At 65.1% G+C, this 22,186-nt stretch carries 26 protein-coding genes; 11 read left to right on the forward strand and 15 right to left on the reverse strand.

From position 1 onward, the window contains the following. Positions 1-456: 456 nt before the first annotated feature. From QFZ94_RS07420 to QFZ94_RS07445, 6 genes are all read left to right on the forward strand, one after another. Positions 457-1,680, forward strand: a complete 1,224-nt coding sequence (locus tag QFZ94_RS07420) for a M23 family metallopeptidase (protein ID WP_429456049.1) — start codon at positions 457-459, stop codon at positions 1,678-1,680. Positions 1,681-1,762: 82 nt separating this feature from the next. Further along, complete coding sequence (locus QFZ94_RS07425) at positions 1,763-2,350, forward strand: helix-turn-helix domain-containing protein (RefSeq protein WP_368582983.1); 588 nt, start codon at positions 1,763-1,765, stop codon at positions 2,348-2,350. Continuing rightward, positions 2,347-2,874: an N-acetyltransferase family protein gene (locus QFZ94_RS07430; protein WP_429456050.1), complete on the forward strand. Its 528-nt coding sequence runs from the start codon at positions 2,347-2,349 to the stop codon at positions 2,872-2,874. The genes QFZ94_RS07425 and QFZ94_RS07430 overlap by 4 nt, the downstream gene beginning before the upstream one ends. Before the next feature lie 97 nt (positions 2,875-2,971). Continuing rightward, entirely contained in the window at positions 2,972-3,427 is a 456-nt protein-coding gene (locus tag QFZ94_RS07435; RefSeq protein ID WP_429456051.1) for a MarR family winged helix-turn-helix transcriptional regulator, read from the forward strand. A 58-nt stretch (positions 3,428-3,485) separates the two neighbouring features. Continuing rightward, a complete protein-coding gene (locus QFZ94_RS07440; protein WP_368582989.1) occupies positions 3,486-3,683 on the forward strand; it encodes a hypothetical protein in 198 nt (65 codons plus the stop codon). Next, complete coding sequence (locus tag QFZ94_RS07445) at positions 3,680-4,321, forward strand: trimeric intracellular cation channel family protein (RefSeq protein WP_368582991.1); 642 nt, start codon at positions 3,680-3,682, stop codon at positions 4,319-4,321. The genes QFZ94_RS07440 and QFZ94_RS07445 overlap by 4 nt, the downstream gene beginning before the upstream one ends. 10 nt (positions 4,322-4,331) lie before the next feature. Here the strand turns inward: QFZ94_RS07445 and QFZ94_RS07450 are convergent, their stop codons facing one another. The 11 genes from QFZ94_RS07450 to QFZ94_RS07500 form a co-directional block, all read right to left on the reverse strand. Further along, on the reverse strand, positions 4,332-5,300 hold the full coding sequence (locus QFZ94_RS07450) for a type II secretion system F family protein (RefSeq protein ID WP_429456052.1): 969 nt from the start codon (positions 5,298-5,300) through the stop codon (positions 4,332-4,334). 28 nt (positions 5,301-5,328) lie between these two features. Further along, positions 5,329-6,306, reverse strand: coding sequence for a type II secretion system F family protein (locus QFZ94_RS07455; protein WP_368582994.1), 978 nt, complete (start codon positions 6,304-6,306; stop codon positions 5,329-5,331). 52 nt (positions 6,307-6,358) lie between these two features. Continuing rightward, the gene (locus tag QFZ94_RS07460) at positions 6,359-7,720 is read right to left on the reverse strand and encodes a CpaF family protein (RefSeq protein WP_368582996.1); all 1,362 of its coding nucleotides are present in this window, start codon (positions 7,718-7,720) and stop codon (positions 6,359-6,361) included. Positions 7,721-7,756: 36 nt separating this feature from the next. Continuing rightward, a complete protein-coding gene (locus QFZ94_RS07465) occupies positions 7,757-8,968 on the reverse strand; it encodes an AAA family ATPase (RefSeq protein WP_368582997.1) in 1,212 nt (403 codons plus the stop codon). A gap of 21 nt (positions 8,969-8,989) precedes the next feature. Next, positions 8,990-9,304, reverse strand: a complete 315-nt coding sequence (locus tag QFZ94_RS07470; RefSeq protein ID WP_429456053.1) for a hypothetical protein — start codon at positions 9,302-9,304, stop codon at positions 8,990-8,992. Positions 9,305-9,325: 21 nt separating this feature from the next. Continuing rightward, on the reverse strand, positions 9,326-11,227 hold the full coding sequence (locus tag QFZ94_RS07475) for a type II and III secretion system protein family protein (protein ID WP_429456054.1): 1,902 nt from the start codon (positions 11,225-11,227) through the stop codon (positions 9,326-9,328). A 100-nt stretch (positions 11,228-11,327) separates the two neighbouring features. Further along, positions 11,328-12,158 (reverse strand): Flp pilus assembly protein CpaB, encoded by an 831-nt coding sequence (cpaB, locus tag QFZ94_RS07480; RefSeq protein WP_410851164.1) that lies wholly within the window; start codon positions 12,156-12,158, stop codon positions 11,328-11,330. 36 nt (positions 12,159-12,194) lie between these two features. Next, complete coding sequence (locus QFZ94_RS07485; protein ID WP_410851165.1) at positions 12,195-12,737, reverse strand: A24 family peptidase; 543 nt, start codon at positions 12,735-12,737, stop codon at positions 12,195-12,197. 30 nt (positions 12,738-12,767) lie between these two features. Then, the gene (locus tag QFZ94_RS07490; RefSeq protein WP_368583004.1) at positions 12,768-12,938 is read right to left on the reverse strand and encodes a Flp family type IVb pilin; all 171 of its coding nucleotides are present in this window, start codon (positions 12,936-12,938) and stop codon (positions 12,768-12,770) included. A gap of 67 nt (positions 12,939-13,005) precedes the next feature. Further along, positions 13,006-13,176, reverse strand: coding sequence for a Flp family type IVb pilin (locus tag QFZ94_RS07495; RefSeq protein WP_013092552.1), 171 nt, complete (start codon positions 13,174-13,176; stop codon positions 13,006-13,008). 100 nt (positions 13,177-13,276) lie between these two features. Further along, on the reverse strand, positions 13,277-13,489 hold the full coding sequence (locus QFZ94_RS07500) for a hypothetical protein (RefSeq protein ID WP_429456055.1): 213 nt from the start codon (positions 13,487-13,489) through the stop codon (positions 13,277-13,279). Between the two features lie 671 nt (positions 13,490-14,160). Here QFZ94_RS07500 and QFZ94_RS07505 point away from each other — a divergent pair. Genes QFZ94_RS07505 through QFZ94_RS07520 form a run of 4 tightly spaced genes read left to right on the forward strand, consistent with a single transcriptional unit; the run spans position 14,161 to position 17,660 of the window. Then, positions 14,161-15,447, forward strand: a complete 1,287-nt coding sequence (locus tag QFZ94_RS07505) for a glycosyltransferase family 87 protein (RefSeq protein ID WP_429456056.1) — start codon at positions 14,161-14,163, stop codon at positions 15,445-15,447. Between the two features lie 13 nt (positions 15,448-15,460). Then, positions 15,461-16,522 (forward strand): glycosyltransferase family 2 protein, encoded by a 1,062-nt coding sequence (locus QFZ94_RS07510; RefSeq protein WP_429456057.1) that lies wholly within the window; start codon positions 15,461-15,463, stop codon positions 16,520-16,522. A gap of 17 nt (positions 16,523-16,539) precedes the next feature. After that, entirely contained in the window at positions 16,540-17,289 is a 750-nt protein-coding gene (locus QFZ94_RS07515; RefSeq protein ID WP_429456058.1) for a methyltransferase domain-containing protein, read from the forward strand. Next, the gene (locus tag QFZ94_RS07520; RefSeq protein ID WP_429456059.1) at positions 17,286-17,660 is read left to right on the forward strand and encodes a GtrA family protein; all 375 of its coding nucleotides are present in this window, start codon (positions 17,286-17,288) and stop codon (positions 17,658-17,660) included. The genes QFZ94_RS07515 and QFZ94_RS07520 overlap by 4 nt, the downstream gene beginning before the upstream one ends. A gap of 23 nt (positions 17,661-17,683) precedes the next feature. On the opposite strand, the gene QFZ94_RS07525 is transcribed toward QFZ94_RS07520, so the two are convergent. Continuing rightward, positions 17,684-18,919 carry a YbfB/YjiJ family MFS transporter gene (locus QFZ94_RS07525; protein ID WP_429456060.1) on the reverse strand — a complete coding sequence of 412 codons (1,236 nt, stop codon included), beginning with the start codon at positions 18,917-18,919 and terminating at the stop codon, positions 17,684-17,686. 49 nt (positions 18,920-18,968) lie between these two features. Here QFZ94_RS07525 and QFZ94_RS07530 point away from each other — a divergent pair, with 49 nt between their 5' ends. Then, positions 18,969-19,169, forward strand: a complete 201-nt coding sequence (locus QFZ94_RS07530; RefSeq protein ID WP_429456061.1) for a hypothetical protein — start codon at positions 18,969-18,971, stop codon at positions 19,167-19,169. A gap of 15 nt (positions 19,170-19,184) precedes the next feature. On the opposite strand, the gene QFZ94_RS07535 is transcribed toward QFZ94_RS07530, so the two are convergent. From QFZ94_RS07535 to QFZ94_RS07545, 3 genes are all read right to left on the reverse strand, one after another. After that, a complete protein-coding gene (locus tag QFZ94_RS07535) occupies positions 19,185-20,048 on the reverse strand; it encodes a MurR/RpiR family transcriptional regulator (RefSeq protein ID WP_429456062.1) in 864 nt (287 codons plus the stop codon). A gap of 71 nt (positions 20,049-20,119) precedes the next feature. Next, positions 20,120-21,202, reverse strand: a complete 1,083-nt coding sequence (locus QFZ94_RS07540; protein ID WP_429456063.1) for an ABC transporter ATP-binding protein — start codon at positions 21,200-21,202, stop codon at positions 20,120-20,122. A gap of 64 nt (positions 21,203-21,266) precedes the next feature. Beyond that, the gene (locus QFZ94_RS07545) at positions 21,267-22,052 is read right to left on the reverse strand and encodes an SDR family oxidoreductase (RefSeq protein ID WP_429456064.1); all 786 of its coding nucleotides are present in this window, start codon (positions 22,050-22,052) and stop codon (positions 21,267-21,269) included. Positions 22,053-22,186: the final 134 nt, after the last annotated feature.

Here is a 22,186-nt window from a genome sequence, read left to right on the forward strand (position 1 = left end):
GAAGAAGAATCGGCGCAACCGGATGGGCTGTAGCGAGTCTCCGTGGTGAGTAATGCAAGAATGTAGTCTGACTACAGCATCGGTAGTTTTACTAATACGCGTAATTTTATGCGTAATGGGGTGTAAGGGTTTTTCTTACATAATCCAATTGAAAGTTATTGAATCGAATCGAATAAAGAAGCGGAAATTGTTATTCGAGGTTTGATTGGCAATTCATGAAAGCGGAAAAACGTACGCGTACGGCGAGGCGTTTCCTGTTCGCCCGACCCAAGCTGAGCAACCGCGCTCGCTCGTAGCTCAATCGCGCGCGATGACACCGAGTTAATCTCAAAAATCGGATTCTCCCGATATGGGCGACTTGCCACTCTGCATAGACTAAAGGCTCTTCTTACCGGGTTGTATAGCGCGAAAGAGAACCCTCTGTCGATTTATCGGGTTTTCGCGGCGTTTCAAGCGATGTCATTCATCCCTGCAGCCCTTTTCCGACTGCGAGGTTTTGAAATGATGCGCTCGCGCTATTTACGTCACGTCTGTTCCCGCGCTAAGGCCATTTCCGCCAAAGTGAGTCATTCGGCGTATTGCCGATTTAAATCCCCAGTGGCTGCCGTATTGCTGTGCGGCATCATTGCGATGCTGAGTACGTCGGATTGTGTTACGGAACCGAAGATCGTCAGTCGCGTGAACGCATCAAGTGCAAGCCAACCTTCCTCGGCCTTAACGGTGACTGCGCCGGCCCACACTGAATCCGTTAGCAGAACCAGTTACAGTCGGCTATCCGACGCTGCGCCGCTTGTCATGCCGGAGGTCGACAGCGGTTCTTACGCGGGACGGATCGAAGGCACGTTGCGCGACACCCTGGCACGAGCCAGCGTGCCAGTGGAGATACAACAGCAGATCGAGCATCTTTTCGCTCCTCGCCTCGACCTCGCCGCGCGTGCGCACAAGGGCGACACTTATCATGTTCTCTACGGACACGACGATACAGACGTACAGCGCAAGCGCGTAACGGCCGTCGAAGTCCAATCGGGCGGCGAGTTCTACCAGGCCGTGTGGTTCATCGCGCCGGGACGCACCGATGGAGACTACTATTCATTCGACGGACGCAGGCTTGCAACCAAGCCATTTTCCATGCCTGTCGATGACGTTAGGCTCAGTTCGCCCTTCGGTTACCGGACCCATCCGGTCAAGGGCCAACACCTGATGCACACAGGTGTGGACTTTGCCGCACCGAAGGGAACACCTGTCGGCGCCGCCGCCTCAGGAACGGTGCGCTTCATTGGCTTCAAAGCCGGTTACGGCAAGATCGTCGTACTCAGTCATCCGCGAGGCTTTACGACGCACTACGCGCACCTGTCCGCGTTCGCCCGCGATTTGCGTGTCGGCAAGCCGGTGACCGAAGGACAACCACTCGGCGCGGTAGGCAGTACTGGCACGGCGACGGGGCCGCATCTGCATTTCGAGGTGCGCGAATATGGTCAACCGATCGATCCGCTCGTGTTGACAAGCCGAACCCGCACCGCGCCGCTCACGACCAGTCAGCAGATCGCGTTCGACAGCATGACAGGCGCCCTGCGTGAACAACTGGCGGCATTGCCTCTCGATACACCGGCGGGCAGGATGGCGTCGAATGCCGAAAGCACGCCGAACACACCTGAGAAGCAGAAAAGCTCGTTGACTTGAAGCACGAGGCGACCGCCCGATATTGACAACAAAAAAGCCATTCTCTAGTTTACTGGATGCCCGATCCCTTAAACTGGACGACATGGACATCAACGCCCTGATCGCACGGCGAGTCAAAGCGCTACGCGACGCTCAGAACTGGTCTCTCGACGCGCTGGCCGAACGCAGCAAGGTCAGCCGCTCGAACATCTCGCTGATCGAGCGCGGGCAGAGCAGCCCCACCGCGACCGTGCTCGACAAACTTGCAACCGCGTTGAACGTGCCGCTCGCGTCGCTATTCGAGCAGGAAGGCGCACCCGCGGCTGCGCCGTCGCCAGTCAGTCGCGCGGCCGAGCAGCCGGTATGGACCGACCCGAGCTCCGGCTATGTGCGACGTCATCTGTCGCCTACCGCGCGCTCGGCGATCCAGTTGGTCGAGGTCAACTTCCCCGCGGGTCAGCGGGTCAGTTACGAAACCGGCGCGCGTGACGCGGACATCCATCAACAGGTGTGGATGCTCGACGGCTCGATGGAAATCACGATCGGCGACACCAGTTGGCGGCTCAAGACAGGCGATTGCCTGGCGATGCGGCTCGACAGCCCGATCGTGTTCCGTAACCCCACTCGCAAACGCGCGCGCTATCTCGTCGCGCTGAGCACAACGCCAATCAACGATCGGAGAAACGGATGAGCGATAACGTGACCATACGGCGCGTCGGCCCGAACGAAGCGGCCGCCTGCGTCGAAGCGCTCGCCGACGTGCTGATCGACTGCGTGGAAGGCGGAGCGTCGGTCAGCTTCATGCTGCCGATCTCGCGCAACACCGCGCTCGTGTTCTGGCGCAACGTCGCGGAGGGCGTCGCGCGCGGAGAACGCGCATTGTTGATCGCTGAAGACCGGGACGGCAGCATCGTCGGCACCGTGCAATTGATCACCGCGCAACCCGAAAATCAGCCGCATCGCGCCGACGTCGCGAAGATGCTCGTGCACAGAAAAGCACGCCGCCGCGGCGTCGCGCACGCTCTGATGAGCGAACTCGATCGCGTCGCGCGGGAAGAGAAAAAATCGGTTCTCGTGCTCGACACCGTAACCGGCGGCGATGCCGAGCGGCTCTATCAGCGCGCCGGCTGGCTACGTGTCGGCAGCGTGCCGAACTACGCGCTGATGCCCGACGGCGCGTTCTGCGCCACCACGTTTTATTGCAAACAGCTTTGACTGCGCATGCAGTCCGTTCCGCGTAAGTATTTGAAAATTTCAACTACTTGCCTATAATGCCTGCACTGCGCAAGACGGCCGACAGCGGAGCAAATTCTTGTACTCGGACTTCCTGACTTTCAGGCTCGATCTGACCAGCGCGCTGCTGATCAACCGCGCGAACATCGTCTATCGCGAGCGCTGGGATCTCGACGTGCGTGCGCTGCGCGTGCTGCGCCTCGTCTGTGCGGAACCCGACATCACGCCTAAGGCCGTTTCGCAACGCGCGCTGATCGAAAAAACGCTGCTGTCCAAAGTCCTCGCCGAACTTGAAACACGCGGCCTGATCAGTCGCAACATGCATGCATCGGACCGTCGAAGCATCGCATTACGCGCCACCGATCACGGCCTCGAAGTTGCGCAGGCATCCGAAGCGGTAGGCACCGAGCTCGAAGTCGAACTCGCGAAGGCGCTCAGCGCGAACGAGCTTAAAACGCTCGAACGTCTGCTCAGCAAGCTTTCGCATAGCCTGCTCGAAAGCGAGTCCGCAAGCGCGCCGCCCGCGAGATCCTGACCGACGGTCCGCCTTTCGCCGCGCCTTCCCTGGCGTTCATGCCAACAAGGAGCCCTCCATGTCGAAGCTGATCGGAACGATGTCGAGCGCGATCGGTGCACGGCGCCACGCGTCCGCAGTGAAAACTCTCAACGAAATCCCAAGCTATCACTCGCCGAAATTCGCACCGGCGCTCGACCCGACCTTGCGTACGGGTCTCGAAGCCATGCTGTGCGGGGCCGGTGTCTCGCTCGACCAACACGAAACCACTCAGTGAATTCACACGCCGTCTATACCATTCTCGATCTGATCGGCACCTTCGTATTCGCGATCAGCGGCGCGGTCGCCGCGCGTCAACGGCGGCTCGACCTGTTCGGCATTGTCGTGATCGCCTTCATGGTCGCGTGCGGCGGCGGCATCGTGCGAGACGTGTGCATCGGCGCAATCCCGCCGGCGGGGCTGTCGAACTGGCGGTATCTGGCCACCGCGCTCGCCGCGTCCGCGGTGACGATTCTCGCGTATCCGCAGGTGCGCCGGCTGCGTCAGCCGGTGCTGTTCTTCGATGCGATCGGGCTCGGTCTATTCGCGGTGTCGGGCGCGCAGAAAGCGCTCACGTATGGCCACAATGCCGAGCTCGCGATTCTGCTCGGCGTCGTCAGCGCGGTGGGCGGCGGTGTGATGCGCGACGTCGTGCTCTCGCGCGTGCCCGCGATTCTCGAGCGCGAGATCTATGCGTCTGCCGCGCTGTTCGGCGCGGCGGTGCAGGTCGGCTTTGCGTATGCGGGCTGGACGGACTGGTGGACGCCGTGGTTCGCGACCTTGGCTTGCGTGATGGTGCGGCTCGCGTCGCTGCGCTACGGCTGGCGGCTCCCGGTCTTCCAGGGCAGACGCGCCGAGACGCGCGACAACTCATAACAGGCTCTGCTCATGCGCCGCCCGCCATGCTCGGCAGCAGATCGCGATAGATATGAATCATCGCGGGCCCCATCAGCACGACGAGCAGCGCCGGAAAGATACAGAACATCAACGGAAACAGCAGCTTCAGCGCAATCTTCGCGGCCCGCTCCTCGGCGCGCATCCGGCGGCGCGTGCGCAGCGTATCGGACAGCACGCGCAGCGACGCGCCGATGCTGGTGCCGAAGCGCTCGGCCTGGATCAGCATCGCGCTGAACGAGTCGATGTCTTCCACGCCGGTGCGCAGCGAAAAATTGCGCAGTGCCTTTTCCTTCGAGAAACCCGAGCGCATTTCTAGCAGCATCAGTTCGAGCTCGCTCGCGACCACTGCGCTGCGCAGGCGGATTTCCTCGCCGACTTTCATCAGCGACGCGTCGAGGCCCAGCCCCGCTTCCACACACACGGTCAGCAGATCGAGCGCATCGGGAAAGTCCTCGACGAGGCTGCGCTGGCGCGCTGCGGTGCGGCGCGACAGCACGATGTTCGGCAGGTAGTAGCCGAACGCGGCCACCGCGACGAGCACGATCGCGCGTTCGAGCAGCGAGCTCGCGAACGACGAGCCGTACAGCGCGAGCATCGCCAGCAGCGGCAACGTCAGCGCGAGCGCGGTCTTCGCGGCCAGATAGACCGGCACGGCGTTGGCCGAGCGCCAGCCGGCGTTCATCAACTGCACGCGCAGCGCGGATTGCTCCCAGCCGTCCTTCGGCACCGACAGCTTCGAGATCGGCTGCGAGATCTCGACGAGCTTTTCGTACCACGGCGTCTGCGCGGCGGCGTCGAGTTGCTCCGGCGCGGGCACCGCATTCGCACCGCCCGCCTGCTCGATGCGGCGGCTCATGTCGCGCGGCGTGCTCAGATGCATTGCGCCGAACACGGCCGCGAAAACGATCGCGAAGACGCCGGCGAGCAACAGAATCTGCGTGATGTTCAGTGTTTGCATGGTCCTTCTCCGATGACCTCGAGCCCGCTCAAACGCGGATCTTCACGATGTGCCGCATCCACAGAATGCCGAACAGCATGGCGATGCTCGCCACCGCGATCATCCTGACGCCCGCCGGGTCCCGCCACAGCACGTTCAGGAACCCCGGATTGATCGCCATCATCGCGCCGCCGACGCCGAACGGCAGCAGGCCGAGCACCCACGCGGACATCCTGCCTTCGGCGGAAAGCACGCGAACCTTGTCGAACAGCTTGAAGCGGTCGCGGATCAGCGCGGTGATGCCGTCGAGCACTTCGGCGAGATTGCCGCCCGTCTCGCGCTGGATCACGACGGCGATCACGAAGTAACGCAGATCGCGAATCGGCACCCGTGTCGCGAGATTCGTCAGCGCCTCGCTGATCGACACGCCGTAGTTGATCTCGTCGAACACGATGCGGAACTCGCCGCTCATCGGCTCGGCGAACTCGGCGCCGACCATATCGATCGCGCCGGTGAACGCATGGCCCGAGCGCAATGCTCGCGACAGCATGTCGCAAACGTCCGGCAGTTGCCGTTCGAGCTGACGAATGCGCCGGTGGCGGCGCCGCTGTACGTAGACGATCGGCAGCAACGCACATAGAGCGGCGGCGGCAGCCGTGAAGATCCACGGCACCCTGAGGCTCGCACCCACGATCAGCACGAAAGGCGGCAACACCGCGCAGGTGCCGAAGAAACGACCGACCGACCAGGACAGCCCCGACTGCTGCAGAAACAGATCGAGCGCATGCACGCGCGGAATACGCAGCAGCAGCCGCGCGAGCACCGCGGACTCGGCCATCGTGCGCGTCTTCAGAATCGACAGACGCTGCCGGCTCATCGGACCGCCGGCCGATACCGCGCGAATCCGCGAATCGACGCGGCGCGCGACCGGCCCGTGCCGGCTGTTCCAATACTCGTAGACACCACCCGTCGCGAGCACCACGGCCGCGAACAGCAGAATGATCGACGCGTAGAAAATCGGGCTCATGCAAGTCTCCTGAAACACCGGGCAAGCGGTCTGTGCGCGTCGCCCGTGCACGTCATGTCGTTTCGAAGCGCCGCGCCGGATCGTAGATCTGCTCCGACGGCGCCACGCCGAATGCCTGCAAGCGCTCGGCGAATTTCGGCCGCACGCCGGTCGCGCAGAAATGGCCGCGCACGTTGCCCTTCGTATCGACGCCGGAGCGGCGGAACACGAAGATCTCCTGCATGTTGATCATGTCGCCCTCCATGCCGGTCAGTTCCGAAATGCTGACGATCTTGCGGCGTCCGTCGGTCAGACGCGTGGCTTGCACGACCACCGAAATCGCCGACGAAATCTGCTGGCGCATCGTGCGTGTCGGCAGCGACAGGCCGCCGAGCGTCATCATGTTTTCGAGGCGCGTCAGCGCATCGCGCGGTGTGTTCGCGTGGATCGTCGACAGCGAGCCTTCGTGGCCGGTGTTCATCGCGTTCAGCATGTCGAGCGCTTCGGCGCCGCGCACCTCGCCGAGAATGATGCGGTCGGGGCGCATCCGCAGCGCGTTGCGCACCAGCGTGCGCTGCGTGATCTCGCCGCGTCCCTCGATGTTCGGCGAACGCGTCTCCAGCCGCAGCACGTGCTGCTGGCGCAGCTGCAACTCGGCGGCGTCCTCGATCGTGACGATGCGCTCGTCGCCCGGAATGAATCCCGACAGCACGTTCAGCAGCGTGGTCTTGCCGCTGCCCGTGCCGCCCGACACGAGGATGTTCACCTTCGCGCGCGCCAGCGCGTCGAGCACTTCGGCCATCGGCGGCGTGAGGCTCTGCAATTCGATCAGGTCGGCAACCTGCAACGGATTCGCGGCGAAACGGCGAATCGACAGCAACGGACCGTCGATCGCGCAGGGCCGGATGATTGCGTTCACGCGCGAGCCGTCCGGCAGGCGTGCGTCGACCATCGGGCTCGATTCGTCGATATGGCGGCCGACGCCGGAGACGATCTTCTCGATGACCTTCATCAGATGCGCGTCGTCGTAGAAGGTCACATCGGTCGCCTCCAGCCGGCCACGGCGCTCGACGTAGGTATGACGATGCGTGTTCACCAGAATGTCGGACACGGTCGGGTCGCGCAGCAGCACTTCGAGCGGACCGAAGCCGAACATTTCGTCGTGCACGTCGCCGACGAGTTGCCGGCGTTCGAGATCGTTGGCGGGCGCCTTCTGGTCTTCGAGAATGCGGCCGATCAGCGTCGCGATCTCCTGGCGGACCTGCTCGGGCGGCAACCTCGACAGCCGTTCGAGCTCGACGCGTTCGAGCACCGCCTGATGAATCTCGCGTTTCAGTTTCTGGTATGCGCCGCGCAACATGCCGGCGGCCGCCGGGTCCTGGCGTTCGCCCAGCGGCTGCACGCGTTGCGCGGAAATCTGCTCACGAAGCGACATGACGTTCCCCTGTTCTGATCGTGTGGCGTTGGAGCGTTAAAGCGTTTCGAGTTTCGGCGGCGGCTGGCGGCCGAGCAGCCGCCCGAATAGCGACTCACCTTTCGCGCGCGAGCGCCCCGGTTTGTTCGCGCGCGCCGCGATGTTTTCGGCGAGCGCCTGCAGGCTGCGCGCAACCCCGCTGCCGCGCGCGGTCTTCGACACCGGCAGTCCCTGGTTCATCGAATCGGTCACCGTATCGGCATCCTCGGGAATCACCTGATACGCGCTCATGCCGAGCACGGATTCGAGCGCGGCGCGCGGCCGCTCGCCGTGCCGCGTATAGCGGTTCAGGATCAGCCGCATCTGCTCCTGCGCGTAGCCGAGCGAGCACAGAATCTCCTGCAGCCGGCGGCCGGCGCGCACGTGCGGCATGTTCGCCTGCAGCACCAGATGAATCTGGTCGCTGCGATCCAGCGCGAGCATCGACAGCCGGTTCAGCGTCTGGCCGAGATCGAACAGCACGAAGTCGTAATGCGGCGCGGCGACACCGAGCAGCCACTCGAGACGGTCTTCCTTCACCTCGGCCGCCTTCACCGGATCGCCCGCGCCGGCGAGGATATGGAAGCTGTCGCTCACGTGCACGACGCTCGTGTCGAAGAACGCGGCATCCATGCGCTCGATCTGCGCGCAGATTTGCGGCAACGTCGACGGCGGCGTCTGGTCGGAGACGAGGAACGCGGCATCCGCGAACTGCTGGTTCAGATCGATCAGCAGCACGCGTTTTTTCTGCGGCAGACTTGCGATCGCATGTGCGACGTTCGCGGCGATGAAGCTGGTGCCCGCGCCGCCCTTACACGACACGAACGACAGAATCCGCGTGTCGCGCGTGCCGCCTTGCAGGCTCTGCGCCTGTGCGCGCTGCAACGCGTCGGCGAACTGGCGCGAATCGAGCGGCCAGTTCAGCACGTCGCGAAAGCCCGCGCGCATCGCGGCGATCAGCGTCTGCGGCGACGCGTCGGGGATCAGCAGGATGCAGGTGAGCCGCCCATGCTCGCGATGCAGCCGCTCCACCACCGCGAGCTCCGCATCCTTCAGCGACGCGGCGTCGACGATCAGCACGTCGAACGCGTCGAGCGTATTGCCGCGTTCGCCGAGCAGCGACGGCGTGCCCATCGCGCGCGTGATCCGGTAGTCGCCGGCTTCGCCGCTCAGATGCGCGATCTGAGCGAGCCGTGCACCGTCTTCAGAGAGAGCCAGGATGTTGATCATGATGTTCCCCCGCGTCCGCCATCACTGACTGCCGCCGTTGCTGCCGATCCCGATCACGAACGGATTGAACGTCGTGGCCGGCGTCTGGAACGACTTGTCGTACTGCTGCTGCGCGGCGACCGCGGCCCTGCCGTCGACTCCCGGTGTCGACGGCGTGTGCTCGCCCGCATGCGGATCGATGATCTGCATCTGCGTTACGGTGCGCACGGCGTCGCCGACGTGCGCGTCCCAGATCGGCGAGCTCGACATGCAGCCGCTCAACGAGCCGACCAGCGTGGTGCACACCGTCAGCAGCAACGCCGCGCGGCGCGTGATCAGAAGATGTTCGAGTTTCATGAGAGTCTCCTTCGCGGCGCGTTACGGGTTGAGCCGGGTGGCCTTGAGCGTCGGGTTGCCTGGGCTCGTGGCGTCGGCTTTGGCGAGTGTTGGTTCGGCGCCGGTTTGCACTTGCGTTGCCGACGTTGGCGTAGTTGCCGTCTTGTCGGCCGGTGGCATCGCCGCCGACGGTGCCGGCCGGTCCGCCTGGGTGTCGCGCGGGAGCAGCGCGGCGGGGGCGGCCGAGCCTTCGGTCGGTGCCGGCGTCGGAACCGGTGCGGGCGCCGCGGGTTGCGGTTGCGGTTGCGGTTGCGCGGGCATCTGCGGCGCGTTCGGCAGTGCGGCGGGCCGGCGGCCTTCCATGTTGCCGGTCGCGTAGACGGTGCCGTCGGACACGCCGGTGAAGCTATCGGTCGGCAGCGGATAGTCGCCCGGCGGCAGCGGCTTCACCAGATGCACGGTGACGATGAAGATCAGCTCCGTGCGATCCTGCTGGAACGACGTGCTGCGAAACAGCGCGCCGAGTACCGGCACTTCGCCGATACCGGGCAGCGCCTTCAACGCGCCGGTGATGTTGTTCTGAATCAGCCCGCCGATCGCGAAGCTCTCGCCGTCGTTCATCTGCACCGTCGTCGACGCGCGCCGCGTCGTGATCAGCGGCAGGATCGCGCTGCTGCTCGTGCCGGTCGCCTGGACGGTGACGCCGGTCGGCGACAGTTCCGACACTTCCGGCGCGACCTTCAGATTCACGCGGCTGCCGGCGAGCACGGTCGGCGTGAACTTGAGGCCGACGCCGAACTCTTCTTCCTGCAGCGTGATCGTCGAGCCGCCCGTGCCGTTGCTTTGCGGCACCGGAATGAAGACCCGGCCGCCCGCGAGAAACGACGCCTCCTGGCCGCTCAGCGTGACGAGGTTCGGCTCCGCGAGAATCTTGCCGAGGCTGTCGCTCTTCTGTGCGTCGACGGCGATGTTGAACGGCCTGTTGTTCGCCTTGCTCACCGCGATACCGCTGCTGACGCCGGCGAGCAGGCTGCTCACCAGCGCGCCGGTCCACGAACCGAAGCCGCCCTGGATGTTGACCGCTGCACCCAACTGATTGAGCAGCGTCTTCGACACCTCGGCGACCTTCACTTCGAGCATCACCTGTTGCGGCGAATCGACCGACATCATGTTGATGACTTCGGAGCCCTTGCTAACGCTCGAGCTCTGCTGCGAGATCGAACCGCCGTTACCGAAGCTCGCGGTGCTCGACTGGTCTTGCTGGGTCGGTTGCGCACCCGCGTAAGCGCCGGCGATGCTCATCGCCTGCTGCGCGGCCTGCCCGCTCGATACGCGGCCCGCGAGCACGAGGTTGCCGGCCGCGCTCGACACGCGAATGCCGCGCTCGTTCGGCAGCAGTTGCGCGAGTGTGCGTTGCAGCCCGTCGGCATCGACGCCGACGCTCACGTCGATGATCTGGCATGCGCCGCTGCGGCCCTGCACGATCATGTTCGTGGTGCCGACGCTCATGCCGACCACGTACAGCGTGCGCTGCGACACGAGCGTCGCCTGCGCGACGACCGGATTGCCGAGCGTGCGGTTGCGCGCGGGCTCGACGAGCGGAACCAGGATCGACTTGCCGACCGCGACCGACACGTTCGATTCGTCGCGAATCTCGCCGGTGCAGTTCGGCCCGGTCAGCTGCGCGGGGGCGACCATCCGGCCGCTCGTCGCGCCGGTCGGCATCGGCGTGTTGCTCACCAGCATCGGCACGGCGCCCCGGCCGACCGGCAGCGGCGCGGCCTGCGCGCCCCAGCCCGGCGGCATTTGCGCGGCGGCCATCGTTTGAGCGGCGCTGTCGTGCGCAGCCGTTAACCCGGCGCATAACGCGGCGGCTAGCACCGTGCCGCCGAGCGAGCGGCAACGCTTGCCGCCACCGGATGAGAACCGTTGTTGTGTTTTCATGTTGCTGCCCCCGTCGCTCGATAGGTGAACCGAGACGTCTTTTGATTGCCTTCTGATTCAGATCGCGGCGTCAGTCAAAAACCGGCGCGCCGCGACCGCGCTAGAAACATTCGACGCTGCCCGTCACTCCCGACAGCACGCCGACGCAATCGCGCCTGGGCGCCGGACGTGCCGCATAGTGGGTGCGCACCGGACGCACTTCGGGTGCGGCGGGCGCCGAAGCCGGCACCGGCACGTCGAGCAAGGTCAGCTTGGTCGCGCCGCCGGTGCTCGGGGTCTGCTTGTCGACCTGGTTGCGCAGCACCAGCGACAGCGTGCCGACGCTGCGTGCGAGGTCGAGCTTCTCGGCCTGCTCGGGCGTCACTTCGAGCGTCACCGCGTTGACCACTTTCGGCGCGGTGTCGTCGCGGCTCACCTGCTGCGCGACCGCGAGCACGAGGATCTTTTCGAGCACGATCTTCGAGATGCTTTGCGCCGCGTCGGTCTTGTTCGCCTGCTGCGTGTTGACGATCACGTCGACGTAGTTGCCCGGCAGCGCGAAGCCCGCGACGCCGACCACGTCGTTCACCCGCACCGTGATCGCGCGATGGCCTTCGCCGATCACCGCGGACAGGCCGCCCTTGGTGCCCTGCGGCGCGAGCTTCGATTCGAGCACCGGCTCGCCGGGCGCGAGACTCGTCAGCAGCACGCGCCCTTCGAGCGCCTTGCCGTCGGCGAACGCACCGGGCGGCACGCTCGAAGTCGGCCAGCTGACCATGTGAATCAGGTTCTGGTTCAGCGGCTGGCCGAGACTGATGTCCGACGACGCCACCGCGACCGACGTCACCGCGGCCGACGAGGTCTGCAGCAACCAGCGCGACGCGAAACTCACGGCCGCGAGGCCCGCCAGCACGGCGATCGTCAGCATCACTAAAGCCCGACTGTTTTTCATGGCAACACTCCCGCATCGTTCAGTGGAAACGTCCGGCTACAGCGCGGCCGCGAACAGCATTCCGAGGGTGCCGGCCGCGATCGCAACGCCGTAGGGAATCGACCCGACCGATCCAGAGCGCGCATCGATCAGGCTCGGTTGTCTGAGCGGCGCGACGACGAACCCGCCGATCAGTTGCCGCAGATTCGCGAGCAAGCGCGCGAATCTGCCGCGGCACAGCACGATCAGCAGCGACCAGAGTCCGCCGATCAGAAAAGTGGCGAGCGCGATCCGCCAGGTCAGCGCGGGTCCGACCCATGCGCCGATCGTCATCAGCAGCTTCACATCGCCGGCGGCCATGCCGCGCAGCAGATAGAACGGCAACAGCAAAGCGAAGCCGCACGCGGCGCCGCTCAGCCAGTCGAGCGCGCCGGCGAGCGGCCCGTGAATCGACATCTGCACGGCAAGCGCGACGGCGAGCCCGAGTACGATCAGGCGATTGGGAATGCGCCTCGCGGTGAGATCCGTGCTCGCTGCCACGATCGCCAGCACGATCACGCACAGCGGTACAGGATGTGGCGGCAGAAGTGGCAGCGTCATGACGACCTCGTGATGGATGATCGAGCCGCGTCAGATCGAGTCGGCGAGATTGTTGAAGATCGCGCTGAGGTTGGTGCCGAGCGTGGTCACACCGCCGATGATCAGCAGTGCAATCAGGCCGGCGAGCAGACCGTATTCGATGGCGGTCACGCCGTCTTCGTCGTGAGCGAAACGCAGCGCGCGCGCAATCAGCTTCTTCATGACAGGCCCCCGTATTCAGTTGGAAAGTGACGGACGAATCGTGAGGTTCGTCCGTCGGCAAGATGACTCAGACCGAGTCCGCGAGGTTGTTGAAAATCGTCTGCAGATGCTGGCCGAGCAGGGTCACGCCGCCGATGATCAACAGCGCGATCAGGCCGGCGAGCAGCCCATATTCGATGGCGGTCACGCCGTCTTCGTCACGAACGAAACGGGCTGCGGTAGCGATGATGTTCTTCATGATTCGACTCCTGTGGAGGACTAACGATTTAAACCCGTTACCAGGATTGGCGTGGGCGGTGGCACTACGGGCACTGCTGGGAACTGCGGAAAACTGCGAGCTAGTTTCGCCGCCCGGTCAGCGTCGCGCGGTGTTTGATCCGCATGGGCGTAACGCTGGGCGACACGAACTGGAGGAAACGTGGGAAGTGAAGCGGCAGCTGCCGGGCAAGCCGCAGCATTGCGGCCGTGTGCCGCTGACGCAGCATGGCCGCACGATGGGCGCCGCTCATGAGCTTGTTACCGCCGCGCAGTCGCGTGAACTTGTTGTACATACATCCCCCGTCTTTCGTGATTTTTTCTTGGCGCCGGCTCGAGGCCAGCACCCGCTGGTCAGTCGACGTTGGCTCTCTCTCGCGCCATGGTGTGCTGTCTGTCAGGTCCGCAGCATCGTGTCGTCGACTTCCGCGCACTCCCCATCGCAAGGACGGGACCAGCTTTGCGAAAACAGCGTAACGACAGGGGTTCGAGCCGACTGGCCTCGAGCCTCGCGCCCGATTCGCGTCCGGAATGTCCGAATCCGCAACGTTTCGCATAGGCCGCCGAACACTTCGCGGAACGCGTAAAGCCCCGTTGGACAAGGCTCGGCATTTTTTGTCCAGGACTTTCCCTGAGCCGGTAAAAACGGAATATCGCTGAGAAATCGGCCTTCCCGAATGGCGCGCCGGTCCAAAGCGTCTCATCGATGAGACGGCTTGGTGCGTTGGCGCACACAACGCTGACCGTTTGGCCCGTTAATTGGGTGAATCGGCAGCGCGTGACTCGCGGCCAGGAAAACGCGAGCTTGAAAGTCACATAAATTTCCGCCAACAATGAGCTGACCGGTTCAGCGCAACGACACGGGTTTTGATTCGATGTCACGCGCAGACACATACAAAACGGAATCAATAAACAGAACGAACGGAGGGTCGACAGACCTGATCCGGATCACACGGGGGCGGGGATCATGTACGCATCACAGCTACGCATGCGCAGCGGCGACAGCGAGATTCGCGGCTGGCTCACGCACGAGCGCATCGTCTTCTACTGCAGCGGAATGTGCGCGCTGTATGCGGTGATCATCGGGTTGTGGGCCTATGCGAGCCACGGCTTCACCGACCAGCGCCTCACGCGTCCCGGTGAGGACTTTTCGATTTTCTGGTCGGCCTCGTATGGACTGCTGCACGGTTCGGCGATGCAGGTCTACGACCATGCGTTGTTCGACAAGCTGCAGCGCGCGCTATTCACGACCGTCAAGCAAGACAGCGTGATGCCCTGGCTCTACCCGCCGACCTTCCTCGTGCTGATCTCGCCGCTCGCGCTATTGCCGCGGCTCGTCATGTACTTCGTGTTCGTCGGCGGCGGCATTGCGCTGCTCAGCGCGGGCACGCTGCGAGTGTCGGGCCTTGCCGACAGCTTCAGGGGATCGCGCTTCGCATGGTTCGTCGTCGCGGCCTCGCCGTGCGTGTTCGTGCCAGCCCTGTTCGGTCAGAACTCGCTGCTGACCGCGGGCATCGCGGCGCTCACGCTGCATTGGCTGCGTCGCCATCCGGTACGCGCGGGGTTGTGCCTCGGCCTGCTCGCGATCAAGCCGCAGATGGCCGTGCTGTTTCCGCTTGTGCTGATCGCCGCGCGCGCATGGCGCACGCTGGCGGCCGCCGCGTTCAGCGCGGCGCTGCTCGGCGTGATCAGCGTGCTGGTCTGCGGCGTGCAAACGGTGCGGCTCTTCTTCATCAACACCGGCATTGCCCGCGAGACGCTGCTCGAACAATGCCGCGGCTACTGGCTCGCGTCGCCAACCGTGTTCGCTGTGCTGCGCGAGGGCGGCGCGCCGATCGTCGCGGCCTTTGCGGTCCACGCCTGCGTTGGGCTGATTGCTGCGGCAGCCGCATGGCACGTGTGGCGCAACACGCGCGACACGCGGCTGCGCGCGGCGAGCCTCGTCGTCGCCACGTTGCTGACTAACCCGTACGTGTGGCACTACGAACTGGCGTGGCTCGGCATCGCGACGGCCTGCCTGACCGCGCTCGGGCTCGACAGAGGCTGGCTGCGCGGCGAGCAGAGCGTGATTGCGCTTGCGTGGCTGCTGCCGGCCTATGAACTCTTCAACCGCACGACCGAGTTGCCGCAGATCGGCCCGATCGTTCTGCTGCTGGTGCTGCTGCTCGTCATGCGCCGCGTGCGCGCAATGGACGAAGAACGCGACGAGCGCGCCGCCCTCGCCTATTCGCACGCGGCTCGAATCATTCGATAAACGGGGAAGCGTCATGCCAACTCATACAACCACGCCACTGATCTCACTCGTCGTGCCGTTCTATAACGAGCAGGACGCGGTGGAACGCTTCTTCGCGGCAGTCGTGCCGGTGCTCGAATCGATCGACGGCACGCGCTTCGAGATCGTCTGTATCAACGACGGCAGCAGCGACGCGACGCTCGATCGGCTGATCGCGCAGAGCAGCCGCGACCGTCGCATTCGGGTGATCGACCTGACACGCAACTTCGGCAAGGAAGCGGCGTTGACCGCCGGCATCGACGAAGCGTTCGGCGATGCGGTGATTCCGATCGACGCGGACCTGCAGGACCCGCCGAGCCTGATCCCGGTGATGGTCGAGCATTGGCGCGCGGGCGCCGAAGTAGTCGCGGCCAAACGCACGAACCGCCTGTGCGATACGTTCGCCAAACGCACGGCAGCCGCGCTCTACTATCGCGTGCACAACGCACTGTCCGAAGTGAAGCTGCCGGAGAATGTCGGCGATTTCCGGCTGATCGATCGTCAGGTGGTCAACGCACTGCGCAGCCTGCCGGAGCGTCGTCGCTTCATGAAGGGCCTGTTCGCGTGGGTCGGCTACCGCACCGTGATCGTCGAATACGAACGCGAGCCGCGCAGCGCCGGTCACTCGAAGTTCTCCGGCTGGCGGCTGTGGAACTTCGCGCTCGAAGGCATCACGAGCTTCAGCACGGTGCCGTTGCGCAGCTGGACTTATATCGGACTGTCCATCGCCACGCTCGCGTTCGTCTACGGCGGGTTCGTCATCGGCCGCACGCTGTGGTCGGGCAATCCGGTGCCCGGTTACGCGTCGACGATCTCGGTGATGCTGTTCATGGGCGGCATCGAGCTGATCGGCATCGGCGTGATCGGCGAATACGTCGGCCGCATTTACTACGAGTCGAAGGAACGGCCCGTTTATCTGGTGCGGCGCCGCTATCAGGCGAAGAGCAAGGTCAGCATGTTGCCGGGCGTGCGCCAGGATGCGCGCGTAGCGCATGTGGGGCGCGTCGAACCGACACGCAGGCGTGCCGCGCCACGGTTTCGCGTAGTCGGCCACTGACAGTTGAGGAGTTAATCATGTCTCCCGATGCCTACCTCGAAATGGCCGAGACCGAAGCTGGACACTGGTGGTTTCGCGCGCGGCGCGACGTGCTGCGCACGCTGCTCGAACGGCTCGCGTTACCGCGCCGCGCACGGGTGCTCGAAGTAGGCTCCGGCACCGGCGGCAACCTCGACATGCTGGCCGGCTTCGGCACCGTCAGCGGCCTCGAGATGGACCCGACTGCTCGGGCGCTGAGCGCGCGCAAGACCGGCAAGCAGTTCGACATCCGCGCGGGCCACTGCCCCGACGACGTGCCATTCAACGGCGAACGCTTCGACCTGATCTGCTTCTTCGACTGCCTCGAACATATCGCCGACGACGCCGGCTCGCTCGCCGGCATGCGCGAGCTGCTGACGCCGGGTGGCCGCATCGTCGTGACGGTGCCGGCCGGACACCATCTGTGGAGCGCGCACGATGTTTTCCTGCACCACTACCGCCGCTATAGCCGCGCTTCGCTGATGCGCTGTGCGGCCGCAGCCGGCTACGAAGTCGAACGCATCAGCTATTTCAACACGCTGCTGTATCCGGTCGCGGTGCTCGCGCGTTGGGCCGATCGGCTGCTGCATCGTCAGCACTCGAGCGGCGACGCGATTCCGCCGTGGCCGCTCAACGCGGCGCTGTACCGCATTTTCAGCGCCGAGCGCCACTGGCTCGCGCATGCGCCGCTGCCTTATGGCGTATCGCTGTTCGCGGTCCTGCGCAAGCGCGACGGAGCGTCACGATGATGCCGGTCGATCGAGTCAAGCTGATGCGCTTTGGCGCGAGCGGCGTCATCGCGACGGGCCTGCATGTGTGCATTGCGCTGACGCTGATAGCGGACGCCGCCATGTCGCCGCCGTGGGCCAACGCGATCGCGTTCACGTGGGCGACGGCGGCTTCGTATCTGTTGAACACGTTCTGGAGTTTTTCGGCGCTGCCCGCGTTGGTGAACGCTGGGCGGTTCGTGCTCGTATCGCTGGGCGGCCTGACGTTGACCGCGCTCGTAGCGCGCCTGACGCAGCTTGCGGGCGGCCCGCCCGCGCTCGGTATCGCGCTCGTCGTGTGCGTGGTGCCGCCGCTCACGTTCATCGCGCATCGGTGCTGGACGTATCGCTGAATACGAAGCACACGTAACGCGGCTCACGCCGTGCGCAACGCCTTCTGACACGCCGCGAGCACCGCGCCACCCGCCAGCAGCAGCGCCGAATACACGAGCCCGCGCGCGAGCCCGGCGCCATCCGACACCCAGCCGATCACGACCGGCCCGACGATCTGCCCGAACGCGAACACGATCGTGAAGGCGCTGATGCCCTTCGCCCAGTGGCTCGCGGGCAGATTGTGGCGCACGAACGCGGTCGTCGATGCGACCGCCGACAGGAACGTCGCGCCGAATAGCGTGCCCGAAACGAACGCGACCCACGGCTGCGTGAAGATCGCGGGCAGCAGCGTCGCGATCGCTAGCAGCGCGTTGAGCACGGCGAGCGCCTGGCCGCCGCGCATGCGATCGAGCAGTGTCGACCAGATTCGCGCCGACACCACGGTCGCCGCGCCGAGCAGCAGATAAAAGCCGGTGACGACCGCCGCGCTCATGCCGGCGTTGCGCAACAGCGCGACGATGAAAGTCATGTAGCCGATATAGCCGACGCCGAACAGTCCATAGCCCGCGAGCGCGGCCGCGTAGTGCGGCCAACCCGGCGCGGAAGTGGCGCCGGCTGCATGCGCGGCAGCCGCCGCGCTCGTATGCGCGCGCTCGATTCTGCGCGACGCGCCGATCGCGACCGCGGCGAACAGCGCGCAGGCCGCCGCCAGCGCGAACCACGCGAACTGCCAGCCGTGGGCGGCGTCAAGGATCGTCACGGGCACCAGCACCGACGACGCGACGATCCCCCAGCCGGTGCCCCCGTAATACAGACCGAGCACGAGCCCCGCGTCGCGCGGGCGCGCCGACGCGAGCCGCGCCGCCAGCACGCCGCCGCCGATGAAAATCGCCGCGCTGCTCGCACCGGTGATCACGCGCAGTGTCAGAAGCACATCCGTGCTGGCGGTGAGGCCGCTGCCGGCCATCAACAGCGCGGTCAGCACGCAACCGCCCGCGAACAGCGCGCCCGCCGACCAGCGGCGCGCGAGGCGCGGGAACACCAGCGCGCCGAGCAGATAGCCTAGCGCGTTCGCGGTGTTCATCGCACCGGCCTGCGCGAAGCTCCAGCCGAGGTCGAGCTTCATCGACGGCAACAGCAACGCGTAGGCGAAGCGCGCGAAACCGAGCGCTGTTGCGCTGCCGAGCGACAGCGCGGCGGCCAGCAGCAGTGTCGGCGGACGTTGGGCGGTGGTCGTGGTTGGAGCGTGCGGTGCGGTGTCGGCGGAATGGGAGGACATGGGCGGACGGACCTGAACGAGAACGCTTCGAGCCGGTTCTGATTGGACGATGAGTTGGACGCATGCGGCAGATTGCCATGATAGCTGGGAGAGACGTTTCGCAGCGAGCTTCTCGCTCGAACTCGCGAGGCACGGCAAACGGCAATTGATCGATCTGCCGATGGGCGGCAAGGTTCGCCCGGCGGCAACGGTCGCGCAGCCGGTGGACAAGGTATCGATGATCGGCCGGCCGAAGAGGACGGCGCGCTAGCGCTTCGAGCGCGCTCTACCCGCCCGCCCCTTCCGGCTCATGCGGCACGAGCCGCGCTTTCGCGTGACGCATCTTTTCCAGCGCCTCGGGCCCGGCCTTCAGCGCGACGCCGATCGCGAGCGCATCCATGATGCACAGATGCACGAGCCGCGATACGCCCGGCGTATTCGGATCGATCGGACTCGCCACGCGCAGCAGCAGCGGAATATCGGCGAGCCATGCGAGCCGCGAGCCGACGTTGGTCAGCGCGATCGTCGTCGCGCCGCGCTCCTTCGCGATCTGGATGCTTTCGTTGACTTCGACGCTGCGCCCCGAATGCGAGATCGCAAACGCGACGTCGCCCGGCTCCATCAGGCCCGCGTAAAGACGCTGCAAATGACCATCGGTGAACGCGGCCGCCGCGATGTCGATGCGCAAGAACCGCAGCGCCGCATCCTGCGCGACGAGCCCCGAACCTGAACCCACCCCGAAGAAAAACACGCGCCGGGCGCTGACAAGCGCCGCGATCGCGCTTTCGACCACCGCAGGATCGAGCGCGCCGCGCGCATGCGTGATGCCGTCGATCGCCGCTTCCCCGACCTTGTCCATCAAGGTCTGCACGTCGTCGTCGCGGGCGACCGCGGTCGACGCATACGGCAAGCCACCCGCCACGCTCTGCGCGAGCTGCATCTTGAAGTCGCGCAGACCGTGCGCACCGATCGCGCGGCAAAAACGCGTGACGGAAGGCTCGGACACGTCGGCGCGCTGCGCGAGATCGGTGATGCTCGCGCGCATCGCGAAGTCGACGTCGGCGAGCACCATGTCGGCGACCTTGCGCTCGGCGGGCCGCAGACTCGCGAGTGCGTTGCGGATATGGGGAATCAAGTTCGGTGCGGACACCCGGTGTTCCTTAGGGGCTGTTTCATATGGATCCGCGTCGCTCGCAGCTTCTACGGCTTCAATCGGCCTGGTCAAACCAGCCTGCGTCCACTCTCCGTATCGAACAGATGAATGTGTTCGGCCGGCAGACGCAGCGCAACGCGCTGACCGGGCTCGATCTTCGAGCGTTCGCGCGTCGTCACGCACCACGCGGAGCCGCCTATTTTCCCGTACAAGTGCGTCTCGGCGCCAGTTGGCTCGATCACTTCGACGTCGAGCGCGGCATCCGGTATCAGCGTCGTGATCTCGATGTGCTCGGGCCGCACGCCGAGCGTGACCTTCGCACCGACCACGGCCGACGCAGGCGTGCGTTCGAGCGCGACCTCGCTGCCGTCCGCGAGCTTCAACGCGAGACCTTCACCATGGGTGCGATTGACGATCACGCCCTCGACGAAATTCATCGACGGCGAGCCGAGGAAGCTCGCGACGAACAGATTCGCCGGCCGGTCATACAGTTCGAGCGGACGGCCGATCTGCTCGATCCGTCCCGCGTTCATCACGACGATGCGATCGGCCATCGTCATCGCTTCGATCTGATCGTGCGTGACGTAGATCACCGTGTTCTTCAAGCGCTGATGCAGCGCCTTGATCTCAGTGCGCATCTGCACGCGCAGCTTTGCGTCGAGATTCGACAGCGGCTCGTCGAACAGGAACAGCGACGGCTCGCGCACCACCGCGCGGCCCATCGCGACGCGTTGCCGCTGACCGCCCGACAGCGCGCGCGGCAAACGGTCCAGATAGCCGCTGAGGTTCAGCATCTTCGCGGCCGCATCGATACGCGGCTTGAATTTCTCCGACGACTCTTTGCGGATTCTCGGACCGAACGCGATGTTTTCATACACCGACAGATGCGGATACAGCGCGTAGCTCTGGAACACCATCGAGATATTGCGCTGCTGCGGCGCGAGCGTATTCGCGCGCGTGCCGCCGATCATCAGATCGCCGCCGCTGATTTCCTCGAGCCCCGCCACCATCCGCATCAGCGTGCTCTTGCCGCAGCCCGACGGACCGACCAGCACGACGAACTCGCCGTCGTCGATGTCGAGATCGATGCCGTGCACGACCTGGGTGTCGCCATAGCGTTTGAAGATGCCGCTCAGTTGCACTGCTGCCATGCTGTCCTCATCGTCTTGCTGCGTGTTGTATTGCGGGTGTCGTGATGCGCGCGCCGTGCGCCGCTCAGAACGACTCGAGCGTCAGCTCCTGCGCCATTAGCCGGTTGCCCGCCATCAAGCCGCCGTCGACCGGCAACGCGACACCGGTGATCACGCGCGCTTGCGGCGACGCGAGAAACAGCACCGCGTCGGCGATGTCGTCGGGCGTCGCGAAGTCGCGCAGCGGGTACCACTTCTTCAGTTCCTCGAACACCTGCGGATTCTTGTCGACGCGGGCCTGCCACGCCTGCGTCTTCACGGTGCCCGGACACACGATGTTCGCGCGAATGCCATAGCGGCCCAGCTCGATCGCGAGCGACTTCGTATAGCTGATGAGGCCGGCCTTCGCAGCGCTATATGCCGGGTGACCGAGCGCTGCAAGACCGTTCACCGAGCCGATCAGCACGAGCGCGCCGCGCTGCCGTTCGATCATCGACGCGCGCACCGCCTCGACCGTGTGATACGTGCCGTTCAGATTCAGATGGATGTCGCGGTGCCAGCTCGCGGCGTCGGTGGTCGCGAGCGACGCGCCGAGCGCGGCGCCCGCGTTCGCGACCAGCACGTCGACCGGTCCGCGCTGCGCGACCGCCGCTGCCACCGCTTGCTGCACCGCCGCGGCGTCGCCGAGATCGACCGCGACCGGCACGATTTTGTCTGCGCCCCGTTGTGCGCCGAGACGCGCGCTCAGCGCTTGCAGCGCGGCCACGTCGATGTCGAGCGCGAGCACGGTATCGCCCGCCTCGACGAAGCGCTCGCATAACACGCTGCCAATACCGCCGCATGCGCCCGTTACCAATACGACACGATCCATGTATTCCTCGCTCGTTCGTCCGGCCGATTCGGCCGTCTTGCCGTCGCCCTCCGCCACCCGGCTCGCGCCGCGCACACCGCTGTAAATTTCTTACAAAACGCGTTTTGCGAAAACTGTCCGGTCATCCCGAAGAG

Source organism: Paraburkholderia sp. JPY465, from assembly GCF_050436725.1.
GTDB classification, from domain to species: domain Bacteria; phylum Pseudomonadota; class Gammaproteobacteria; order Burkholderiales; family Burkholderiaceae; genus Paraburkholderia; species Paraburkholderia youngii.

Coding starts and splice junctions, on each gene's coding strand:
- QFZ94_RS07465 (WP_368582997.1), bottom strand. CDS start 8,968: ATGATCAACATCCTGGCTCTCTCTGAAGACGGTGCACGGCTCGCTCAG.
- QFZ94_RS07475 (WP_429456054.1), bottom strand. CDS start 11,227: ATGAAAACACAACAACGGTTCTCATCCGGTGGCGGCAAGCGTTGCCGC.
- QFZ94_RS07495 (WP_013092552.1), bottom strand. CDS start 13,176: ATGAAGAACATCATCGCTACCGCAGCCCGTTTCGTTCGTGACGAAGAC.
- QFZ94_RS07470 (WP_429456053.1), bottom strand. CDS start 9,304: ATGAAACTCGAACATCTTCTGATCACGCGCCGCGCGGCGTTGCTGCTG.
- QFZ94_RS07545 (WP_429456064.1), bottom strand. CDS start 22,052: ATGGATCGTGTCGTATTGGTAACGGGCGCATGCGGCGGTATTGGCAGC.
- QFZ94_RS07505 (WP_429456056.1), top strand. CDS start 14,161: ATGTACGCATCACAGCTACGCATGCGCAGCGGCGACAGCGAGATTCGC.
- QFZ94_RS07540 (WP_429456063.1), bottom strand. CDS start 21,202: ATGGCAGCAGTGCAACTGAGCGGCATCTTCAAACGCTATGGCGACACC.
- QFZ94_RS07510 (WP_429456057.1), top strand. CDS start 15,461: ATGCCAACTCATACAACCACGCCACTGATCTCACTCGTCGTGCCGTTC.
- QFZ94_RS07485 (WP_410851165.1), bottom strand. CDS start 12,737: ATGACGCTGCCACTTCTGCCGCCACATCCTGTACCGCTGTGCGTGATC.
- QFZ94_RS07455 (WP_368582994.1), bottom strand. CDS start 6,306: ATGAGCCCGATTTTCTACGCGTCGATCATTCTGCTGTTCGCGGCCGTG.
- QFZ94_RS07520 (WP_429456059.1), top strand. CDS start 17,286: ATGATGCCGGTCGATCGAGTCAAGCTGATGCGCTTTGGCGCGAGCGGC.
- QFZ94_RS07515 (WP_429456058.1), top strand. CDS start 16,540: ATGTCTCCCGATGCCTACCTCGAAATGGCCGAGACCGAAGCTGGACAC.
- QFZ94_RS07500 (WP_429456055.1), bottom strand. CDS start 13,489: ATGTACAACAAGTTCACGCGACTGCGCGGCGGTAACAAGCTCATGAGC.
- QFZ94_RS07525 (WP_429456060.1), bottom strand. CDS start 18,919: ATGTCCTCCCATTCCGCCGACACCGCACCGCACGCTCCAACCACGACC.
- QFZ94_RS07420 (WP_429456049.1), top strand. CDS start 457: ATGTCATTCATCCCTGCAGCCCTTTTCCGACTGCGAGGTTTTGAAATG.
- QFZ94_RS07430 (WP_429456050.1), top strand. CDS start 2,347: ATGAGCGATAACGTGACCATACGGCGCGTCGGCCCGAACGAAGCGGCC.
- QFZ94_RS07450 (WP_429456052.1), bottom strand. CDS start 5,300: ATGCAAACACTGAACATCACGCAGATTCTGTTGCTCGCCGGCGTCTTC.
- QFZ94_RS07490 (WP_368583004.1), bottom strand. CDS start 12,938: ATGAAGAAGCTGATTGCGCGCGCGCTGCGTTTCGCTCACGACGAAGAC.
- cpaB (WP_410851164.1), bottom strand. CDS start 12,158: ATGAAAAACAGTCGGGCTTTAGTGATGCTGACGATCGCCGTGCTGGCG.
- QFZ94_RS07530 (WP_429456061.1), top strand. CDS start 18,969: ATGAGTTGGACGCATGCGGCAGATTGCCATGATAGCTGGGAGAGACGT.
- QFZ94_RS07460 (WP_368582996.1), bottom strand. CDS start 7,720: ATGTCGCTTCGTGAGCAGATTTCCGCGCAACGCGTGCAGCCGCTGGGC.
- QFZ94_RS07425 (WP_368582983.1), top strand. CDS start 1,763: ATGGACATCAACGCCCTGATCGCACGGCGAGTCAAAGCGCTACGCGAC.
- QFZ94_RS07440 (WP_368582989.1), top strand. CDS start 3,486: ATGTCGAAGCTGATCGGAACGATGTCGAGCGCGATCGGTGCACGGCGC.